This window comes from Acidovorax sp. SUPP3334, from assembly GCF_030159055.1.
In the GTDB taxonomy this organism is placed as follows: domain Bacteria; phylum Pseudomonadota; class Gammaproteobacteria; order Burkholderiales; family Burkholderiaceae_C; genus Paracidovorax.
Window position 1 is genome coordinate 1 of the sequence record NZ_BQXQ01000088.1, and the last position, 3,299, is coordinate 3,299.

The window sequence follows — 3,299 nt, forward strand, 5'->3', positions numbered from 1 at the left end:
CCTTTATTTGCGTCTGCTCGCGCTGCTGGCCGAGCCGCCCATGGCGCTTGCCGCGAGGCCGCGAGAAGGAAAGCCTGGCTTACTCAGATTGGCTTGAAGCGGGTGGCGAATTTTGCAGGGCCGACTCAATACCAGCCTGCAGTTCGTACATCTGGCTTTCCTCGCTCTGCTGCTCAGAAGATCGTGAACACGTTTTAAGGCGCTTCACATCACCCGAAAACACTGTATATGTGATGCGTCACATATCGGCACCAATGAAAAAAGCCGACGCTATGTTTTGTAGCATCGGCTTTAGTTGCCTTGGAGGCTTATGAGTGGTGGGTCCTGAGTGACTCGAACACTCGACCTACGGATTAAGAGTCCGCTGCTCTACCAACTGAGCTAAGAACCCACTTTTTGAAAAGCTGTCTGCATTGCTGCAGAGCCTCGGATTATGCACCAACTTTTGTAGCGGTTGCAAGCGCGACCGAAAAAAGTGCGCTCATCGACCGCACTGCCGCGTGCGGCAGCGCGGGCTCGGCAGCCATCACATGAGCAAATGCTCGCCCGCGTTGTCACCGCCCAGGATCACGTAGTTCACCTTGCGGATATCCATGAGCTTGCGGCCACCGGAGTAGCTGATGGAGCTTTGTACGTCCTGCTCCATCTCGATCAGCGTGCTGGCCAGCGTGCCCTTGATGGGTTCGAGGATGCGCTTGCCTTCCACGTGCTTGTACTCGCCCTTGTTGAAGTCGCTGGCCGAGCCGTAGTACTCCTTGAACAGTGCGCCGTCCACTTCCACCGTCTTGCCGGGGGATTCCTCATGCCCGGCGAACAGCGAGCCGATCATGACCATGGTCGCGCCGAAGCGGATGCTCTTGGCGATGTCGCCATGGTCGCGGATGCCGCCGTCCGCAATGATGGGCCGGGTCGCCACGCGCGCGCACCACTTGAGCGCGGACAGCTGCCAGCCGCCCGTGCCGAAGCCCGTCTTGAGCTTGGTAATGCACACCTTGCCGGGGCCGATGCCGACCTTGGTCGCGTCAGCGCCCCAGTTCTCCAGGTCGATGATGGCTTCGGGCGTGCCGACGTTGCCGGCGATGACGAACGCGCCCGGCAGCTTTTCCTTGAGGTAGGCGATCATGTTCTTCACCGTGTCGGCATGGCCATGGGCGATGTCGATGGTGATGTATTCGGGCACGAGGCCCGCCGCCGCCAGTTGGTCCACGGTGTCGTAGTCGGGTTTCTTGACCCCGAGGGAGATCGATGCGAAGCACCCGGCGGCATGCATGTCGCGCACGAACTGCACGTTGTCGAGGTCGAAGCGGTGCATCACGTAGAAGTAGCCGCTTTTCGCCATCCACAGGCAGATCTTTTCATCCACCACCGTTTTCATGTTGGCCGGCACCACGGGCAGGCGGAAGGTGCGCTGGCCCAGCGTCACGCTGGCGTCGCACTCTGAGCGGCTTTCCACGCGGCATTTGCGCGGCAGCAGCAGGACGTTGTCGTAGTCGAAGATTTCCATCAGATTTCCAAGCTCCATCGAAGGACGCGGCGGAAGGATTTCCACCACGGTGGGCGCTTGGCTTGCTGACCGGCTCTGCGGGTGCCACCGCGTGGGAGGCACCGAACCCTGCTGTGCGCAGGCACAAAAAACCGGGCGTCAAGAAACTTGGGCCCGGTGACTGATTCTACCCGCCGCTCAAGACCCTGCGGCGCACCGGGACTGCGCGGCAGCGACGATGCGGCCCTGTGCATCCTGCAGCCAGCCGGCCATGAAAAGGCGGTCGGGGTTGGCGCCTTCGGGCGTCCGCATGGAGCGGTTCTCCATCCATGAGATTTGCTCCTTTTTTGATAGCGATGTGCCGGCGTTCCATATGCCCTGGAGCACATTTCGAACCACATTGCGATCCACCGGCGTGCCCGCGGTGCCGGCCGGCACGCTTTCGACCAGCAGCAGCGAGTAGGCATAGCTGCCTGCCGGAAGCGGAGCACCGGGCACCGCTTTGAAGGAAATGCCGGTGCCGAGGTAATCATTCATCGCCAGGCCGCTGGCCACGCGCAGACGGCCGGGCAGGGGCTGGACCTCGGCGGTGTGGGTGTCAGAGAACTGGGGCACGCTGCGGCCCAGGTCTTGCAGGCGCTGCAGCGCGTCGCGCGTGGCGGCTGCCGACAGCGGCGCATCGTCTGCGAGGCCTCCGGGCACGATCCAGTCGAGCACCAGGGCCGTGGGGCCGGGCGCATGCGCCGGCGGGCCGGCCCAGCAGGACTCGCAGTCCGCGTTGATGAAGCGTTCGTACAGCGCGACGGGCTGAGCGTTGCCGTCGCTGGAGCAAGAGGCCTGCGCCTGCGCCAGGAGCGGGCTGCAGCCCAGTGCAGCTAGCAGGGCCAGGGCCGGCAGGGAGGGGTGGTTGGTAGGGCGCATGGTCGGCGTGGGCGGCAGTGGTGATTGCGCGCCATGTTCCCACACAAGAAGCGCCCCCGCACAGGCCGGCGTGCTGCCGGCCTCGGCGCCTACTCGGGCTTGACGTTGGCGCGGCGCACCACGTCGCCATAGGCCACGAGGCGCTCGGCCATCATTTTTTCGAACCCGGCCGGAGCCATGTCCTCCGGCGCGATCACGCCACGGCCGCGCAGGTTCTCCAGCATCGAAGGCTCGGTGGCAGCCGTGCGGATGGCCTTGTGCAGCCTGGCGACGATGTCCGGCGGCGTGTTTGCCGGGGCGGTGATGCCGGTCCACGAGGTCTGGTTGAGCGGCGCCTGGCCCAGCTCGGCAAAGGTGGGAATGTCGGGCAACTGGGGCAGGCGCTGCGGTGCTGCGACCGCGAGGGCTCGCAGCTTGCCGGCCTGGATGTGCGGCAGGAAGATGACCAGGTTGTCGAGCGTGAACTGCACCTCGTTGGCCAGCACTGCGGTGATGAGTGGCGAGCCGCCGCGGTAAGGCACGTGCACGGCCTGGGTGCCGGCGGCGAGCTGCATCATTTCCACATTCAACTGGCCCATGCTGCCCGCGCCTGCGCTGCAGAAGTTGAGCTTGCCCGGGCGTTCCTTGGCATAGGCCACGAACTCGGCGAAGGTCTTCACCGGCAGGCTGGGATGCACCACCAGCACGTTGAGCTGGCGGCCCAGGATCGCGATGTTGTCGAAGTTCTTGATGGGGTCGTAGCCCAGGTTGGGCTGCACCAGCGGGTTGGCTAGGTGTCGAGTTGCAATAGGTTATACCCGGCAAGTCGGGAAGCTGGAGGTCTGTAGCCCAAGGCCGAGTGGGGCCTCCTGGCGTTGTAGTAGCTCAGGAACGCAGGCAACCATGCTGTGCGTTC

General features: G+C 64.0%; 3 protein-coding genes, 1 tRNA gene and 1 pseudogene. All 5 read right to left on the bottom strand.

What is annotated here, in order from left to right:
• Nucleotides 1–315: 315 nt before the first annotated feature.
• A tRNA-Lys gene (locus AVHM3334_RS23415) sits at nucleotides 316–391 on the bottom strand.
• A gap of 135 nt (nucleotides 392–526) precedes the next feature.
• Nucleotides 527–1,504 (bottom strand): GMP reductase, encoded by a 978-nt coding sequence (locus AVHM3334_RS23420; protein ID WP_284415840.1) that lies wholly within the window; start codon nucleotides 1,502–1,504, stop codon nucleotides 527–529.
• A 177-nt stretch (nucleotides 1,505–1,681) separates the two neighbouring features.
• Complete coding sequence (locus tag AVHM3334_RS23425; protein ID WP_284415839.1) at nucleotides 1,682–2,404, bottom strand: hypothetical protein; 723 nt, start codon at nucleotides 2,402–2,404, stop codon at nucleotides 1,682–1,684.
• A gap of 89 nt (nucleotides 2,405–2,493) precedes the next feature.
• Nucleotides 2,494–3,180, bottom strand: a pseudogene (locus tag AVHM3334_RS23430) (tripartite tricarboxylate transporter substrate-binding protein); the annotation flags it as partial.
• The coding region (locus AVHM3334_RS23435) for an integrase core domain-containing protein (protein WP_284415841.1) at nucleotides 3,174–3,299 on the bottom strand (126 nt) is incomplete at its 5' end. The gene AVHM3334_RS23435 and the pseudogene AVHM3334_RS23430, both read right to left, overlap by 7 nt.